The organism is Paenibacillus sp. NFR01 (assembly GCF_900111565.1).
Classification (GTDB): domain Bacteria; phylum Bacillota; class Bacilli; order Paenibacillales; family Paenibacillaceae; genus Paenibacillus_AQ.
This window is the reverse complement of record NZ_FOIK01000001.1, coordinates 173,214-188,568: the sequence shown is the minus strand read 5'-3', so window position 1 is coordinate 188,568 and position 15,355 is coordinate 173,214. Positions and strand designations below refer to the sequence as shown.

Here is a 15,355-nt window from a genome sequence, read left to right as displayed (position 1 = left end):
TCACATTGAACCGTGCATGAAAGGGGTTGCTTAAAAATTGAACTACCATTTCCCGGCCTATTTATACCGCCTGCAGTATATCCGCCGCTGGAGCCTGATGCGCAGCACCAGCCCCGAGAATGTCGCCCAGCACTCGTTTCAGGTTGCCCTGCTCGCGCATTTGCTGTGCTCCATCGGCAATGCCTTTCACGGCCGGTCGCTGAACGCCGACCGCGCGGCTACGCTGGCGTTGTTCCACGACGCCACCGAGGTATTCACCGGCGATATCGCCACGCCGGTGAAACACGACAATCCGCGGCTGCTGTCCAGCTTCCGCGAAATGGAGCATATCGCCGCCGAACGCCTGGCGGCGATGATCCCGCAGGAGCTTGGCGCGGTGTACGCGCCGCTCCTGCGGCCGGAGAGCAGCCCGGCGGAGTCGGAAGACGCCGGGCTGCTCCGGTACGTGAAGGCGGCGGACAAGCTGGACGCCTACCTGAAGTGCGTGCTCGAAGTCGCGGCGGGCAACCGCGAATTCGCTTCGGCCAAAGCGCAAACGGCGGCGAAGCTCCGCGGGCTTGGGCTGCCGGAGGTGGAGTATTTTCTCGCGCATATGGCGCCGGGCTTTGAAATGTCGCTGGACGAGCTGTCGGCGGAGGAGTAAGTTTGCAGATGGGCAGTTGTGATATACAGCTTGCCGAGGCGCTGCTAAGGCAGTGCTTCGGGCACAGTCTGCCTATTTTTCTGGATTTCAGTCGTCCGGCAGTCAGGAACGGCCTAGTTTGATCTTATATTACATAGGTGTTATAATACACACATGAAATATAAAATGAGAGGTGTCTCCATGAACCCGCTTTCGAATGTTGAATTTATGCTGCTGCAAATTATCGTGGAATGCCATGGAGCTTCAGGTTACGACATCAATAAGTTAATCGATCAACGCGGTTATCGGGAATGGGCAAATATCGGCACGACTTCGATTTATGCAGGACTGAAGAAGTTGAACAACAAAGGATGGATCGAGTCCGAGGATTCGGCTGAGAAGTCCGGCAAAGGGCCTATGCCGACCCGGTTTGCCATAACGGAAGCCGGTATGACCTCGCTGAGGAATGAAATCATCGTCAGCCTATCTTCATCGCGCGAGCGCGATAACCGGTTCGACCTCGGGCTTGCCGCATTACCTTTTATCGATAGGGACGAAGCAATCGACGCTCTGCGGAAACGGTTGGATTTTCTTGGGGAAGCCTCGAAAAAGATAAGACAGAAGTACGAATCGCAAGGCAACATTCGATTACCGCTGCACGTAAGATCCCTTTTCCAGCATCCGATGAATCTTATCGAGAGTGAGCAGGCGTTCGTTGCGGAATTAATCAGCGGGTTGTTGGGGGAGGCGAAGGATGATGGCAATAATCATTGAAGGTTTCAGCCCTTTCCAAGGGGAACATTGCGAAACGACGACTATGGGCAATTTGCTTCAATTTGCGGGAGTCCGGCTATCGGAGCCGATGTTGTTCGGTCTCGGGCAAGGGTTGGGCTTTATTTATTGGGATTCGAAGGGGATGGACTTTCCTTTTATCGGCGGAAGGGTGAAGCAGGATGAACTGGCGGCTTGCCTTGCCTCCCGGCTTAACTTAACCATCAAGGTGCAGGAAACCTCGTCCGTTGAAAAAGCATGGCAGAACGTACAGGCATTCATCGAATCCGGAACTCCTGTGGGACTTAAGCTGGACTCGTATTATCTGGATTACTTCACCAACAAGGTGCATTTTGCCGCCCACTATGCAGTTATTTACGGCATGGATGACGAATACGCCTACATGGCGGATACCCGGCAGCAGGGAACCCTTTTAAAGACGAGGTTAACCCAGCTGGCTATGGCCAGAAACGCAAAAGGACCCATGAGCTCCAGGAATCGCTCCTTCACGATAGAGCCTGTCCGTACCCATCCGCCGCTTGAGCCCGCTATACGAACATCTTTAAGAAATAATGCGCATGACTATTTGAATCCGCCCATTCGCAATATCGGGAATCAAGGCATTCTGAAAATGAGCAAAGAAATCTTGAAATGGCCTTCCCGCAGCAAAAATTTGGAGCATGATCTATGCTTGACTGCGTTGTTAATGGAGAGAGCGGGAACCGGCGGCGCTTTGTTCCGAAATCTGTATCGGGATTTTCTCAAAGAATGCGTGGATCTGCTTGGAGATCCAAACATAGAACAGGCGTATTTGGCTTTTACTGAAATAGCTCCAATGTGGGTTAACGTTTCTTCTGCGATCGACCTTGCTGGAAAAACGGGGAACCTGCAGGAATTAAACCAGGTTTCGAAGCTTTTGCTTGAGATTGCGGATAAAGAACGTGTTGCGATGGAGTTTTTATGTGATTAAAAAGACCAAAAAGAGCAGCCTCTCCAAACGGAAAGGGCTGCTCTTTATTTTTTTACCCGTTCACGATTTCCCCGCCGTTAACATGGATGACTTGTCCGGTAACATAGGACGAATCGTCGCTGGCGAGATAAACGTATGCCGGCGCCAGCTCTTCCGGTTGGCCGGGGCGTTTCATCGGCTGGGTACCGCCGAATTCGCTTACTTTCTTCGCATCGAAGGTCGACGGAATGAGCGGCGTCCAGATCGGACCCGGCGCCACGGCGTTGACGCGAATGCCCTGCTCGGCCAGATTCATCGACAACGAGCGGGTAAAGCTGAGAATCGCGCCTTTGGTGGACGAATAATCGAGCAGCTGCGGGCTTCCGCGATAAGCGGTAATCGACGTTGTATTGATGATCGCCGAACCCTTTTTCAGATGCGGCATGGCCGCCTTGGTCAAATAGAACATCGAAAAAATGTTGGTGCGGAATGTGCGCTCCAGCTGCTCCGCCGTGATGTCCTCGATCTTTTCCTGCGGATGCTGTTCGGCGGCGTTGTTGATCAGAATATCGAGTTTGCCGAGTCCCTCAACCGTTTTGTTGATCAAATCCTGACAGAAGGCTTCAACGCCGATATCCCCGGCGATCAGAATGCACTTGCGGCCCTCCTGCTCCACCTGGCGTTTCGTTTCCTCGGCGTCCGAATGCTCATTCAGATAAGCAATGACGACATCAGCGCCCTCCTTGGCAAAATGCACCGCTACCGCACGTCCGATCCCGCTATCCCCTCCGGTAATCAATGCCGCTTTGCCTAGCAGCTTGCCTGCCGCCTTATAAGCGGAGGTCTCGAACTCCGGTTTCGGATTCATTTGGCTTTCAATGCCGGGCTGCCGGTCCTGGGTTTGCGGAGGCAGCGTTTTGGTTCCCTGCGAATTGTTTGGCATACAGCTTCTCCTTTCACTTCATGAAGTGGGTCATGCTGGTACTCTCATCGTTCTAGGATGGCTTAGAGGCCTGAACTTATTCATGCCGCCGATGTCCCGTCAAAGGGTTTCGGCTTACGTTATCTTACTTACCACATTCATTCTGATCTCAAACCGGCGCAGGCCTGCCCAAAAAAGAATGTCGGATAGTACCCTGCTCCTGCAATATTCAGCTTAGCTCAGCCATAAAATGTAGTAGATACGCCGATTCGAGGCGAAGCCTTTGGGAGCGGGGGACCCGGGAGCAGCATTGGATTCAGGCAAGGCCAACGCAAAGGAGGCAGCATGGGTGTGGCGAAAAACAACCGCAATATCGTCGTCGCCGTCAAAGGAATCATCCTTCATCAGGGGAAATTTCTGCTCGTCAAACGCGCTCAGACCGATATCGCCGGAGCAGGCGTCTGGGAGAATGCGGGCGGAAAGCTGGAATTCGGCGAGCAGCTGGAGGAAGCGCTGAAGCGCGAGATCCAGGAGGAAACCGGACTGGATGTCATGGTCGAACGGGTATTGTACGCGGCCACCGTCTTGACGGATCCGGGCCGGCAGCTCGTGGTCATCACGTATTTGTGCCGGGCGAAGGAATGGCGCGTAGTGTTATCGGAAGAGCATTCCGAATATGCCTGGTGTACCCCAAGGGAAGTCAAGCGGCTGCTGCCGCCCGGTATTCTGCAGGAGCTCAAGCCATGCGGAATTCTGGAGCTGGAGGAGTTGGCCTAACCTTCGGCTGGAAGGACCCGCAACAAAAAAAGCAGCCCGTTCCCCCAGAGGAGACGGGCTGCCGCCGCTTCATCAGCGGATGGAACCGATTAGATTAAACGCCGGTATACCATAAAGAAAACCATGACGATCAGCACGATCATCAGGAGGAAGCTCATCATGCGGATTTTTGACGTTTCCGCAGAGACATCGCGGTTCTCGCGCATGCCGGCCGATGCCAGGCGCAGCGGCTTGCCCATCATACCGCCGATGGCGAACAACGCGAGCAGCAGCACCACGACCACGACCATCCAGGCTACGGAATAATCGCCGTCACTCAGCAAATATCCGCCGGATAAGAGCTGGAGCACCAGTCCGTATTGGGCAAAGCGGTTCAGCCCGCCGACGGCGTTCAGGGTACCTTCTCTGGCGGAAACGGAGAGCTTCTCCGCTTGCCCGAGAATAAAAGGCAAGACCAAATAAAATCCGAGGGCGAGAGTTCCAATCATATGTAGAAAAAATACAACACGATCCATAATACGCCTCCTTCGAAAAAAGTGATATTTGTTACACTCTATTATACCCAAAGGCATAATAGAAGAAAAGCAGCCGGCCCTGTACCTTGCGGAGGACATAAAAAATCCGCTGCAAAGAGCAGCGGATCGATGAAGCATATTTGCAATTACAGGGTTACCGACGAGGTTACGCTGCGCACGGAATCCGCAGATTTGTCCAATGCGGCTTTTTCTTCGGTCGTCAGCTCCAGCTCGAAGATCTTCTCAATGCCGTCGCCGCCCAGCAGCGCCGGAACGCCCATGAACAGATTATCGTAGCCGTATTCGCCTTCCAGCAGCGCGATGACCGGCAGAACGCGTTTCTTGTCCTTAAGGATCGCTTCCGTCATCTGCACGAGAGATGCTGCAGGAGCGTAATAAGCGCTACCGTTGCCAAGCAGGCTGACGATTTCGCCGCCGCCGACCCGGGTCCGCTGCACGATGGCGTCGATCCGTTCCTGCGGAATCAGCGCATCGATCGGAATGCCGCCGACGCTGGAATACCGCACGAGCGGCACCATATCGTCGCCGTGTCCGCCCAGCACAAAGCCGCGGACGTCTTCAACCGAGACGTTCAGCTCCTGGGCGATGAACGTACAGTAGCGCGCTGTATCCAGCACGCCCGATTGGCCGATCACGCGGTTTTTCGGGAAGCCGAGGGTTTGGTGGGCCACATAGGTCATCGCATCCACCGGATTGCTGAGAATCAGTACGGTGGAATCCGGCGCGACGGCTTTAATGTTCTCGCACACCGATTTTACGATTCCGGCATTGGTATTCACGAGATCGTCGCGGCTCATGCCGGGCTTGCGGGCGATGCCGGCCGTTATGATGACGATATCGGAGCCGGCAGCGTCTTCATAGCTTGCCGTACCGGTAATTTGGCTGTCGAAGCCTTGCACGGGACTTGCTTCCAGCATGTCCAGCGCCTTGCCCTTGGTCGGATTTTCCAGAGCGGGAATGTCGAGCAGAACAATGTCGCCCAGTTCTTTTTGCGCAAGCATAAGCGCAGTGGTAGCGCCGGTGAAACCGGCGCCTACCACGGTAATTTTATTGCGTTTGATTGCCACGAATGGTCCTCCTAATAATGGGCTGCTTCAGCCACGGATATTACAGATGCTTGATGATTTCGTCGGCGAACTCGGAGCATTTCAGCTCGGTGGCGCCTTCCATTTGGCGGGCAAAATCGTAAGTTACGGTCTTGTTGTTGATGGCGGTCTCCATGCCTTTGTAGATCAGGTCGGCCGCTTCCTGCCAACCCAGATGCTCCAGCAGCATAACGCCGGACAGGATCACCGAACCGGGATTCACTACGTCCTTGTCCGCGTATTTCGGCGCCGTTCCGTGCGTCGCTTCAAAGATTGCATGACCGGTCACATAGTTGATATTGGCGCCAGGCGCAATGCCGATGCCGCCGATCTGTGCAGCCAGCGCGTCGGACAGGTAATCTCCGTTCAGGTTCAGTGTCGCGATGACGTCGAAATCCTTCGGACGGGTCAGTACTTGTTGCAGCGCGATGTCGGCGATGGCATCCTTGATGATGATTTTGCCGGCCGCTTCCGCTTCCTTCTGGGCAGCATTGGCTGCGGCTTCCCCGTCGCGTTCCTTAATCACGTCGTATTGATTCCAGGTAAATACCTTGTCGCCGAACTCCTGCTCCGCAACTTCATATCCCCAGTTCTTGAACGCGCCTTCGGTGAATTTCATGATGTTGCCTTTATGCACGAGCGTTACGCTCTTGCGGCCGTGTTTGACGGCATATTCGACGGCTGCGCGCACGAGGCGCTTGGAGCCTTCGGAGGATACCGGTTTGATGCCGATGCCGGAGGTTTCCGGGAAGCGGATTTTGTTCACGCCCATTTCCTTCTGGAGGAACTCAATCACTTTCTTGACTTCGGCGGAGCCTTCCTTGTATTCGATGCCGGCATAGATGTCTTCCGTGTTCTCGCGGAAAATGACCATGTCCACCAGCTCCGGATGTTTGACCGGGGACGGCACGCCGTCGAAATGGCGGACCGGACGCAGGCACACATACAGGTCCAGCTCCTGGCGCAGCGCTACGTTCAGGGAACGGATGCCCCCGCCGATCGGCGTAGTCAACGGTCCCTTGATCGCAACGATGTATTCGCGGATCGCTTCCAGGGTATCATTCGGCAGCCATTCGCCGTATGTATTGAACGCTTTTTCACCGGCGAACACTTCGTACCAGGCAATCTTCTTCCCGCCGCCATAGGCTTTGTCTACCGCAGCATCCAGCACGCGCTTGGACGCTTTCCAGATATCGCGTCCGGTACCGTCGCCCTCGATAAAAGGAATAATCGGTTCATTCGGAACCACCAGTTTTCCGTCTTCAATCGTGATCGGCTCGCCGGCAGTCGGCAGAGCGTATTTCTCCAGCTTCAGCATGTGTGGGGTTTCCTCCTAGAATGTTTTGTTTTTATTCTACTAAAGGGGTATAGCGGCCCGCAAGGGGCCGCCCTATCTCTCGTCTACCGGAACGTATTTCTGCTCGGATAAACCGGTGTACTCCGCACGCGGGCGGATGATCCGGTTATCCACGTATTGCTCCAGGATATGGGCCGTCCAGCCCGACACCCGGCTGATGGCGAAAATCGGGGTAAACAGCTCGCGTTCGATGCCCAGCTGCGTGTAGACGGAAGCGGAATAGAAGTCGACGTTCGGCTTTAAGCCCTTTTGCTTCGTAATCAGTTCTTCGATCTTGACGGACATGTCGTAAAGCGTCGTGTCGTTCTTCATCACGCCCAGCTCATGCGACATCCGCATCAGATGTTTGGCGCGCGGATCGCCGTTCTTGTAGACCCGGTGACCGAAGCCCATAATCTTCTCGCGGCGTTCCAGCTTGCCCTGGATAAACGGCTCCACCTCTTCCAGGTCGCCGATATTCTCCAGCATCCGCATGACCGCTTCGTTCGCTCCGCCGTGGAGCGGTCCTTTCAATGCCCCGATCGCCGAAGTGACGCCGGAATAAATATCCGACAGCGTGGCGACGGTAACGCGTCCCGCAAAGGTCGAAGCGTTCAGCTCATGGTCGGCATGCAGCACTAGCGCCGTATCCAGCGCCTTCACCGACACCATGTCCGGCTGCTGGCCCCACAGCATATACAGGAAATTCTCCGCGATGGACAGGCCTTCCTTCGGCGCTACCGGTTCCAGGCCTTTGCGGATGCGCGCCAGCGCGGCCACCACCGTCGGCAGCTGCGCCTGCAGTTTCACCGCCTTGATCTCATTCGCTTCCCGGCTCATATCATCCGCTGCGTCATCGTACAGTGCCAGGCTCGATACGGCCGTGCGCAGGGCCGCCATCGTGCTCGTATCCTTCGGATACAGCTTCATTTGCGCAATGACTTCCTCCGGAATCGCTGCGAACCGGCTAAGGTCGCGCTTCAGTGCCTGAAGCTCCGGTGCGGTCGGCAGCGCGCCGAACCACAGCAAATAGGCGGTTTCTTCAAAAGTGGCATTCTCGGCCAAATCATCAATGTTGTACCCGCGGTAAGTAAGCACGCCATCTACAATGGAGCTGATCGAAGAGGTAGTCGCAACGATGCCTTCCAAGCCTTTAGTAGCTGTCATAGTATATCTCTCCTTTGCCAACTGGGGTAAAAAAGCCGTTTCTGCCATCTTGAAAACATTTACAATTTTGAACGATTAGAACGAATATAAGACTGGCGGCAAGACATCTTTGGAGAATGCAACGTAATTTCGGAATGGATTCTCTAATAATCATACCGGATTTTGACGGTTATGTGAACAACGTGGAAGCTTTGGACGGCATCAAATGATTTTATCGGACAGATAGAAAAAAACTTCCGGAAACTCTGTTTCATGTATCCGTTTTCAGGTTAGGGACGGCGCTGTACTGCGCGCCTTTCTTTATGAATATACATAAGACGAGCAGTTATTCCTGCGGACGGGGGTCTTCAAAAAAGGAGGGATCGGCGATCGATACGCTTATGCTGAAACGGATATTGCGCGGCTGCTGGGTCATCATGACGGCGGTCCTGCTGCTGCTTGCAATCTATTATCTGCTGCCGCTGCTTTATCCTTTGCTGCTGGCCTGGCTGCTGGCTTACGTGATGCAGCCGCTGGTGCAAATTCTGAAGGGCTGGCGGCTGCCGGGTTGGCTGGCCGTGCTGCTGTCGCTGATCTTTTACATCGGGGGAACGGCGCTCGTGCTCACAGCGCTGATTACAAGGCTGGTGAAGGAGCTGATCGTACTGCTGCAGACGTTTGACCTGCATACGGACCAGTGGCGGGAGATGCTGCTGTCGGTCAGCCGAAATGCCAGTATCCAGAATATCATAAATCAAATCAATCAGTTCTATCATGACAATCCAGGCTATCATGCCACCATCGACAGCAACATCAGCCGGACGACCGAACGGGTCGGCCATATGGTCACCAATCTGATCACGGGGTTCTTCAACATGGTACTGAACCTGATCGCCGCGTTGCCGAGCCTCGGGACGATTCTGATCGTCATCGTGCTCGCCGCGTTTTTCCTCAGCACCGGCTGGGAACGGCGCAATGCTGAGCTGTCCGCCCTGCTGCCCGCGCCGCTCCGGCGGCCGGTCTCGGAGATCTGGCAGGACCTGCGCCAGGCGCTGTCGGGCTACTTACGGGCCCAGCTTGTGCTGATCTCGGTCACGATGGTCATCGTGATCCTCGGACTGCTGCTGCTCGGCGTCAAATCACCGATCGCCATCGGGCTCATGATCGGATTCGTCGATCTTATCCCCTACCTCGGCGTAGGCATCGTGCTCCTGCCCTGGGCGCTGTACGCCTATATGAGCGGCAACCTTGCGCTGGCTGCCGGCCTGGCCGTCCTGTACGGCGTCGTCCTGATCACCCGGCAGGTGCTGGAGCCGAAGGTGCTGGCCAGCAGCATCGGGCTGGATCCGCTCGCCATGCTGATCGGCATGTTCGCCGGGCTGCAGCTCTTCGGCATGCCGGGCCTGCTTCTCGGCCCGGTCAGCCTCGTCGTGATCGCCGCCTTCCACCGCGCCGGCGTATTCCGGGCGCTGTACAGCTACATCGTCAGCGGCAGGCTCCACTGATCCGGCATGTTTACCGGCGGTATACGGTAAACGTGCCGTTTTTCATTTTTTTCTCAATCCATTTCAATAGAAAAACCCGGTACAGCGGCCGGGTCAGCGGGAACACCAAGGTAAAACCTATAATATCGGTGACGAAGCCGGGCAAGATCAGCAGCAATCCGCCAAAAAACACACATAAGCCGTCGAGCATCGATCTTCCCGGAGCCTTCCCCTGCTGCACCTGTAATTTGCTGTCCTGGAGCACCTTTTTGCCTTCGAAACGCATCATCAAAAAGCCGATGACTGAGCTGGCCATCATGATCAGCAGCGCTTTGGGAACCCCGAGATGCCCCGCTACATAAATAAAGCCGAATAATTCCACGGCCGGGACGACAAAAAGCGCAGCCCACAGCCATTTATTCCTGGTCATACGGTTCCTCCTTCTTCCCTGAGCGCAGCGGCAATCTCCCTAAACAGTTCCGGCAGCGCCCGGTCGAGTCTGACCGGCTTCCAGTCTCCGTTCACCCAGACATGGCTGGTCGTTCCGGCGACAAGAAGTTCTCCCGCAAAGTCCTGCGGAGCGAGCGGCGGTCTTGTGACGCCTGCAAACCCGCTCTCCGCTGCGCCGATCCCGGCGAACTCGCTGTCCGTCAGGCGGCGGATTTCATATTCATATACGACGCGAAGCGCCGAAAACGTCGTCAACCGCGCGTACACGGCGATATGATCATCATAGCGCGCCGGACTTTTAAATTGCAAATCCGCCGAGGTGACGGGCAGGAGAATGCCCAACTCCTCCATACTGCGGTACGTAAAGCCTAGCTGCCGGAACATGTCCGTGCGGCCGATTTCAAACCAGTTCAAATAATTGGCGTGGTAGACGACCCCCATGCGGTCGGTTTCCTGGTATCTTGCGCGGAACATCGTGCGGCGCCACCCGCTCGATAATACTGGATTGCGCGGTTCCATAACGTTTCACCCCTTCCTTATGCTTCTCATGATGTTATGCCGATAACTCGCCGGCAGGCGATGCCAGCTGCATCTTGGCTTTGGCGCTCCGGGCTACGTACACCAGCAGCAGGGCGCCAAGCCCGGAACTGATCGCGCACGACAGGTTCATCGCAAACGCGCCGCCCTGATCCAGCAGGAAGCCGTTCAGCAGGTTCCCGACGATGCCGGCGATGCCGGAGAATACCATATTAAATACGCTTTGGCCCGTGGCCTGGATTTCGCTCGAGGTAATACTCGATACATATTCAACCGCAGCGATATAAAAGAACCCGAATGATACGCCGTGGAGGACCTGAATGCCGATCATGACCCCCGGATAAGGGAACGCGACCTGAATCCCCCACCGGAACACATAGATGACTGCCGCGATCAGCAGCGTCCGTTCCCGGCCCAGCTTCCGGATGACCTTGGAGGCAAAGAACATGGACGGCACGTTGGTGAACGATGCAAGAAACAGCGCGATCCCGGCATAAGCCATCGATCCGCCCGCAGACTGAAAGGCGATGACAAAGTAGGTCCCGAACGCCGTCATCGTCTGGTTCACCAGAAAGCTCGCGGCCAGAAAAGCAAGAAAGATCCGGCTTTTCAGAAGCTGTTTGACTCCCTGTGAAAAAGAGGTGCTCATCACGTGGTTCTCTTCGGCATGCTTCGGCAATGTGAAAGCAATCATGGCCGCCGCCAGGTTCAGCACAAGGTACGGAAGCCAGACGGTGGAGACCGCAATGTTCGCCACGTATAATCCGCCGAAATACGCGCCGACCGCAGCGCCGAAGCTTAGCATCAGCCGGATGCTGCCATAAGTGGTCCCTGCCTGTTTGGCCGCGGAAATGGCATAAGAATCGGCGATCGGCGCCTGCGTCGACGAGAATATCGTTGAGAAGGTGTAGGCCAGCAGCAGGACGATAAAATATTGCGACAGATAGAACGTCGCCAGCACCGCCGGCACGGCCACGCTCAGAATCAGCACCAGCCGGGGCTGGTTGTAGCGGTCGGAGATCATCCCCCATACCGGCTGCGTAAAAATGGCGATCAGCGTGCCGGTGGCCATCAGCATGCCGATTTGGCCCACGGTGAGGCCGTTGTGTTTCAGCAGCACGGACAGGTAGGAGCCGAACGATCCGCCGGCCAGGCCAAGGAAAAGATAAAATCCGCGCAGTTTAACAATTTTGTTCATCGGTTTCATAATTCCTCTCTATTTATAGCGAAAAACCCAATCTAAGGGACGCTCCGCCGCATTTGATAGAGTAACTCCCTTTAGAAGGCGGTGAGCGACATCAATTCAATAGTCAGAAAAAGCAGCGCCAGCTGCAAAAAAACGGTACAAGGCCGATCCAACTCGGCCAGAACCGGCTGGGTCAGCGACAACTGGAGCGGCTACGCCATCACCGGCAAAAAGAACAGCTTCCGCAGTATTTCCGCCGAATGGGTCGTACCTTATGTCAGACCCTCACGGACCCCATCCTATTCTTCCGCCTGGATCGGCATCGACGGTTTCAACAACGAGAACCTGATCCAGACCGGCACAGGGCATGAATATGTGAACGGAAGCGCAAGGTACTACGCCTGGTGGGAGATTCTCCCTGCATCCGAGACCGTCATCCTGAAGCCCGTCTCTCCCGGCGACCGGATGAAAGCCTCCATTGCCAAGCTCGCCAGCGGAAAATGGCTAATCAAGCTGTGCAATTTAAGCAAAGGCTGGACCTTCTGCACCAAACGCCACTACCGCGGTCAGCAAAACTCCGCCGAGTGGATTGTCGAGGCACCCAGCATTGACGGCGAAACCGCCAAGCTCACCCGGCTTACGCCGGTAAGCTTCTGCAAACTGCGCGTCAACGGCAAAAGCCCGCGGCTTACGGCCGACGACGGAGGCGTCATCGTGCAGAACCAGATCATTGTCTCCAAACCCGGCAAACCCAATGTCGCCGGAGACGCCTTCACTGTCCGCCGCCCCTGATTCGGACAGACCCCTATTCAATATACCACCCGCTTAAGATGGAGCATAGCAAAGAAACAAAAAATTTCGTCCAAGATGGCATTACCGACTCACGGTATTATTTTCCGATTGATAAAGAGGATTCGATGGACGCCTGTTCCGCCCATTACGGCTTGTCTGCGCCGGGCCGGATAGGCGTTTTTGCATCAAAAGATTTGCTTTATATTTCCTAAGGTATATATGATAAGGATAGAAAATGATCTGCGGGTCCATACACCCGCAAAAAGGAGAGGTGAATCAATGTCAGGCTACGGCAAGTGGGTGGCAGGCAGCAAAACAAAATGGATCACATTAGGGGTATGGATTGCGGTGGTCGCCGTTCTATCATTGGTATGGCCATCAGTGAATTCGCAGGTCGTCAACAATGCGCAAAATCTTCCGGATTCAGCGCCATCGGTGCAAGCACAGGCGGTAGCCGAGCGGGAATTCCCGTCGGGCAGCGGCGTTCCGGCCCTGCTCGTATGGCATCGCGACGGAGGTCTGACCAATGACGATCTGGTACATATCACGGCGCTTTACGGGCAGCTAGAGCAGCAGCCGCTGGAGCATCAGACGTTCGTGCCGCCGCTGGCCCAGTTGCCGCCGCAAGCGCTGCAGGCTTCATTGTCGGAGGACCGCAGCACGATCGTCACGCCGGTCTTGTTCGATAAGTCGGCCGGCAGCGAAGAGCTTGGCGATGCAGTAACCGTGTTAAAGGACCGGGTGAAGGCCGTAACCGGCAGCGATCCTTCCTCGGCCCCGGCAACCGGAAGTGAGCTGAGCCTGCGTGTCTCCGGCCCTGTGGGCATTTCCATCGACGCGACCGGCCTGTTCAAAGACGCGGATGTCGCGCTTCTGATGGCAACAGTTGTGCTGGTACTGGTATTCCTGCTGCTGATCTACCGCTCTCCGATTCTCGCACTGATTCCGCTGTTCGCCGTCGGCTTCGCGTATCTGGCGGTCAGCCCGGTGTTAGGCAAGATGGCGCAGGAAGGCTGGATTACCGTCGATTCACAGGCGGTTTCCATCATGACCGTGCTGCTGTTCGGGGCAGGCACCGACTATTGCCTGTTCCTGATCTCCCGTTTCCGGCAGCTGCTGAAGCAGGAGGAGAGCAAAGGACGGGCGCTCCTTAACGCGATTACCCAAGCCTCGGGAGCCATTGCGATGAGCGGCTTTACGGTTGTATTGGCACTGTTCGCGCTCCTGCTGGCCAAGTACGGCGCTTATCACCGCTTTGCGGTTCCGTTCAGCCTGTCGATCCTCATTATGGGCGTCGCCAGCCTGACGCTTGTACCGGCGCTGCTGGCGATCTTCGGGCGGGCTTCTTTCTTCCCGTTCATCCCCCGGACGCCGGAAATGGAAGCCGCGCGGGCCAAAGCCAAAGGCAAGCCGGTCCCGCCGGCCAAACATCTGCGGAAGAAAGGCGTCGGCCATCTCGTCGTCACCCGCCCATGGGCAATTGTCGGCATAACGGCGATTCTGCTCGGCGTGCTGGCTTCTTTTTCAAGCGAAATCAAATTCACCTATGACCTGCTCTCTTCCTTCCCCAAGGACATGGAATCCCGCGAAGGCTTTGAACAAATTGGAGAACAGTTCTCGCCGGGCGAACTGGCGCCGGTCAAGCTGATGGTGGATACGCAGGGCAAAGTGAACGGAGATGACATCAAGGTGGTTCTCGGCGGTCTCTCCTACGTGGATACGGTGTCGGATCCGCAGAAAGGGGCGGTGAACCCTAATATTCTCGGCTTTGACCTCGAGCTGAAGATGAATCCGTATTCGTTGGAGGCCATGAAACATATCCCGATGCTGCAAGATACTGTGGAGCACGCACTGTTGGATGAAGGCGTTCAAAATGCCCAGGACGGCGTGTGGATCAGCGGGCAGACTGCAACCCAGCATGACACCAAGGAGCAGGGAGAGCGGGATACGGACACGATCATACCGGTCGTAATCGCCATGATCACTGTGCTGCTGCTGATCTACCTGCGTTCTGTGACGGCAACGCTCTATCTGGTGGCGACGGTCATTCTATCCTTCTTCTCGGCGCTGGGACTGGGCTGGATCATTATCCACTACATCCTCGGAACGGATGCCATCCAGGGGTCGATTCCGCTTTACTCCTTCGTCTTCCTCGTCGCGCTGGGCGAAGATTATAACATCTTCATGATTTCGAACATCTGGAAAAAGCGCAAGACCATGCCGCTGAAGCAGGCGATCCGCGAAGGTGTCAACGAGACCGGCGGGGTCATCACTTCCGCCGGCATCATCCTGGCCGGCACCTTTGCTGTGCTGGCTTCGCTGCCGATCCAGGTACTGGTGCAATTCGGCATCATTACCGCCATCGGCGTCCTGCTGGATACTTTCATCGTCCGGCCGTTCCTGGTGCCGGCGATTACCGTCCTGTTCGGCAAGCGGGCATTCTGGCCCGGCAAGCATACGGAGATCGCGGACGCCGCTCCGGAAGCGGCTGACGGGCAGCCATAATGCAACCGTCGCAATAAAGTTGCGGGCTCGTTGCAGGCTCGTTGCAGGCTCGTTGCCGCTACGGCTGGCTGCATGCAAGGCACATCAGCTCTTTCTATTTTGGCGATGATCGTCTGCAAAAGAGGTTGTAGAGGGCTAGTAGCTACAGGGATAAGAATTAGTGGGAGGAAATCCCCCTAATTTAACTCCAGCTATACATTCTTAGACGAAGGAGTGGGAGCTGCACTATTTTTCTCGGCGCAACGTTGTATGATGGC

Annotated in this window: 15 protein-coding genes; 7 read left to right on the top strand and 8 right to left on the bottom strand. The window is 55.7% G+C overall.

Annotation, left to right across the window (positions count from 1 at the left end; all coding sequences use genetic code 11):
• Positions 1-37 precede the first annotated feature (37 nt).
• The 3 genes from yfbR (at position 38) to BMW84_RS00825 (ending at position 2,363) form a co-directional block, all read left to right on the top strand.
• Positions 38-643 carry a 5'-deoxynucleotidase gene (gene yfbR, locus BMW84_RS00835; protein ID WP_091063367.1) on the top strand — a complete coding sequence of 202 codons (606 nt, stop codon included), beginning with the start codon at positions 38-40 and terminating at the stop codon, positions 641-643.
• Between the two features lie 180 nt (positions 644-823).
• Positions 824-1,396 carry a PadR family transcriptional regulator gene (locus tag BMW84_RS00830; RefSeq protein ID WP_091063365.1) on the top strand — a complete coding sequence of 191 codons (573 nt, stop codon included), beginning with the start codon at positions 824-826 and terminating at the stop codon, positions 1,394-1,396.
• Positions 1,380-2,363, top strand: a complete 984-nt coding sequence (locus BMW84_RS00825) for a BtrH N-terminal domain-containing protein (protein ID WP_091063362.1) — start codon at positions 1,380-1,382, stop codon at positions 2,361-2,363. The genes BMW84_RS00830 and BMW84_RS00825 overlap by 17 nt, the downstream gene beginning before the upstream one ends.
• A gap of 52 nt (positions 2,364-2,415) precedes the next feature.
• On the opposite strand, the gene BMW84_RS00820 is transcribed toward BMW84_RS00825, so the two are convergent.
• The gene (locus BMW84_RS00820; protein ID WP_091063360.1) at positions 2,416-3,285 is read right to left on the bottom strand and encodes an SDR family oxidoreductase; all 870 of its coding nucleotides are present in this window, start codon (positions 3,283-3,285) and stop codon (positions 2,416-2,418) included.
• A 324-nt stretch (positions 3,286-3,609) separates the two neighbouring features.
• Between BMW84_RS00820 and BMW84_RS00815 the strand changes: the two genes are divergently transcribed.
• Positions 3,610-4,041, top strand: coding sequence for an NUDIX hydrolase (locus BMW84_RS00815; RefSeq protein ID WP_091063357.1), 432 nt, complete (start codon positions 3,610-3,612; stop codon positions 4,039-4,041).
• An 89-nt stretch (positions 4,042-4,130) separates the two neighbouring features.
• Here BMW84_RS00815 and BMW84_RS00810 read toward each other — a convergent pair whose 3' ends face one another.
• The 4 genes from BMW84_RS00810 to citZ form a co-directional block, all read right to left on the bottom strand.
• On the bottom strand, positions 4,131-4,556 hold the full coding sequence (locus BMW84_RS00810; protein WP_091063354.1) for a hypothetical protein: 426 nt from the start codon (positions 4,554-4,556) through the stop codon (positions 4,131-4,133).
• A gap of 146 nt (positions 4,557-4,702) precedes the next feature.
• Complete coding sequence (gene mdh, locus BMW84_RS00805; protein WP_091063352.1) at positions 4,703-5,644, bottom strand: malate dehydrogenase; 942 nt, start codon at positions 5,642-5,644, stop codon at positions 4,703-4,705.
• A 40-nt stretch (positions 5,645-5,684) separates the two neighbouring features.
• Positions 5,685-6,980 (bottom strand): NADP-dependent isocitrate dehydrogenase, encoded by a 1,296-nt coding sequence (gene icd, locus BMW84_RS00800; protein WP_091063349.1) that lies wholly within the window; start codon positions 6,978-6,980, stop codon positions 5,685-5,687.
• Between the two features lie 72 nt (positions 6,981-7,052).
• On the bottom strand, positions 7,053-8,165 hold the full coding sequence (citZ, locus tag BMW84_RS00795; protein ID WP_091063347.1) for a citrate synthase: 1,113 nt from the start codon (positions 8,163-8,165) through the stop codon (positions 7,053-7,055).
• A gap of 368 nt (positions 8,166-8,533) precedes the next feature.
• On the opposite strand from citZ, the gene ytvI reads away from it, so the two are divergent.
• The gene (gene ytvI / locus BMW84_RS00790) at positions 8,534-9,649 is read left to right on the top strand and encodes a sporulation integral membrane protein YtvI (RefSeq protein ID WP_091067871.1); all 1,116 of its coding nucleotides are present in this window, start codon (positions 8,534-8,536) and stop codon (positions 9,647-9,649) included.
• Positions 9,650-9,659: 10 nt separating this feature from the next.
• Here ytvI and BMW84_RS00785 read toward each other — a convergent pair whose 3' ends face one another.
• Genes BMW84_RS00785 through BMW84_RS00775 form a run of 3 tightly spaced genes read right to left on the bottom strand, consistent with a single transcriptional unit; the run spans position 9,660 to position 11,813 of the window.
• Positions 9,660-10,058 carry an FxsA family protein gene (locus BMW84_RS00785; protein ID WP_091063345.1) on the bottom strand — a complete coding sequence of 133 codons (399 nt, stop codon included), beginning with the start codon at positions 10,056-10,058 and terminating at the stop codon, positions 9,660-9,662.
• A complete protein-coding gene (locus BMW84_RS00780) occupies positions 10,055-10,597 on the bottom strand; it encodes an acyl-CoA thioesterase (RefSeq protein ID WP_091063342.1) in 543 nt (180 codons plus the stop codon). Before BMW84_RS00780 ends, BMW84_RS00785 begins: the two co-directional genes overlap by 4 nt.
• Positions 10,598-10,631: 34 nt before the next feature.
• A complete protein-coding gene (locus BMW84_RS00775; protein ID WP_091067869.1) occupies positions 10,632-11,813 on the bottom strand; it encodes an MFS transporter in 1,182 nt (393 codons plus the stop codon).
• Positions 11,814-11,903: 90 nt separating this feature from the next.
• Between BMW84_RS00775 and BMW84_RS00770 the strand changes: the two genes are divergently transcribed.
• Together BMW84_RS00770 and BMW84_RS00765 are read left to right on the top strand one after the other, a co-directional pair.
• Positions 11,904-12,593: a G1 family glutamic endopeptidase gene (locus BMW84_RS00770; protein WP_254772824.1), complete on the top strand. Its 690-nt coding sequence runs from the start codon at positions 11,904-11,906 to the stop codon at positions 12,591-12,593.
• A gap of 279 nt (positions 12,594-12,872) precedes the next feature.
• On the top strand, positions 12,873-15,098 hold the full coding sequence (locus tag BMW84_RS00765; protein WP_091063341.1) for an MMPL family transporter: 2,226 nt from the start codon (positions 12,873-12,875) through the stop codon (positions 15,096-15,098).
• Positions 15,099-15,355: the final 257 nt, after the last annotated feature.

Bases quoted from the DNA above. Each gene is read 5' to 3' on its own strand.
- BMW84_RS00830 (WP_091063365.1), top strand. From the start codon at position 824: ATGAACCCGCTTTCGAATGTTGAATTTATGCTGCTGCAAATTATCGTG.
- BMW84_RS00825 (WP_091063362.1), top strand. From the start codon at position 1,380: ATGGCAATAATCATTGAAGGTTTCAGCCCTTTCCAAGGGGAACATTGC.
- BMW84_RS00820 (WP_091063360.1), bottom strand. From the start codon at position 3,285: ATGCCAAACAATTCGCAGGGAACCAAAACGCTGCCTCCGCAAACCCAG.
- BMW84_RS00815 (WP_091063357.1), top strand. From the start codon at position 3,610: ATGGGTGTGGCGAAAAACAACCGCAATATCGTCGTCGCCGTCAAAGGA.
- BMW84_RS00810 (WP_091063354.1), bottom strand. From the start codon at position 4,556: ATGGATCGTGTTGTATTTTTTCTACATATGATTGGAACTCTCGCCCTC.
- icd (WP_091063349.1), bottom strand. From the start codon at position 6,980: ATGCTGAAGCTGGAGAAATACGCTCTGCCGACTGCCGGCGAGCCGATC.
- citZ (WP_091063347.1), bottom strand. From the start codon at position 8,165: ATGACAGCTACTAAAGGCTTGGAAGGCATCGTTGCGACTACCTCTTCG.
- BMW84_RS00785 (WP_091063345.1), bottom strand. From the start codon at position 10,058: ATGACCAGGAATAAATGGCTGTGGGCTGCGCTTTTTGTCGTCCCGGCC.
- BMW84_RS00780 (WP_091063342.1), bottom strand. From the start codon at position 10,597: ATGGAACCGCGCAATCCAGTATTATCGAGCGGGTGGCGCCGCACGATG.
- BMW84_RS00775 (WP_091067869.1), bottom strand. From the start codon at position 11,813: ATGAACAAAATTGTTAAACTGCGCGGATTTTATCTTTTCCTTGGCCTG.
- BMW84_RS00765 (WP_091063341.1), top strand. From the start codon at position 12,873: ATGTCAGGCTACGGCAAGTGGGTGGCAGGCAGCAAAACAAAATGGATC.